Raw genomic sequence first — 597 nt, forward strand, 5'->3', positions numbered from 1 at the left:
GCGACAGGACTTCCCCGCACACATCGACAAGTACCTGTGGGGTGAGCACTTCTGGTCCCCGTCCTACTTCGCCGGCTCCTGCGGTGGCGCACCACTGGCCGTGGTCAAGGAGTACATCGAGAACCAGAAACGGCCGGACTGAACGCGGCGCCGCCGGAGAAGCTTCACCGAGCGATACGGCGGCGCTCCGCGCCGCCCGGACCAGGATGCAATTCCTCCCACCCCTGAAGGGGCGGGGTTCCTTGCAAAATCAGGCTGAATGGGGGTGGGATCCCTGGTTGAAGGCCACTGGCGCGAACCGGAGTTGCGTTCGGGTCTCGAACCGAGACTGGCAGCCGGGGCGCGAAGCAGAGCTGCAGAGCGGAGGCGCGAACCCAGGCGCTGAGTCCGGGGGAGGAGAACTGCCCGCACAGTGTGCGTGCTGGCGCGTGGAGACACGTTGTCGAAACTGCCTGCTTAGTGAAGAGCCGGGGTTACGGCGCCGGGTGGGCGGCGCGGTGGTGGTGGCGGGTGCGTCGCGGGCCGGCGGGTGTCGCTGCGGCTGGGGTTACGGCATCCGTGCCGAGGGCGGGCCCGTGGTCGGTCGTCTATCCGGGG

1 protein-coding gene is annotated in these 597 nt (G+C 68.5%); it reads left to right on the forward strand.

What is annotated here, in order from left to right; genetic code table 11:
- The coding region (locus tag IF83_RS0129510) for a transposase (protein ID WP_030549477.1) at window positions 1-142 on the forward strand (142 nt) is incomplete at its 5' end.
- Window positions 143-597: the final 455 nt, after the last annotated feature.

The organism is Streptomyces albus subsp. albus, assembly GCF_000719865.1.
GTDB classification, from domain to species: domain Bacteria; phylum Actinomycetota; class Actinomycetes; order Streptomycetales; family Streptomycetaceae; genus Streptomyces; species Streptomyces albus_E.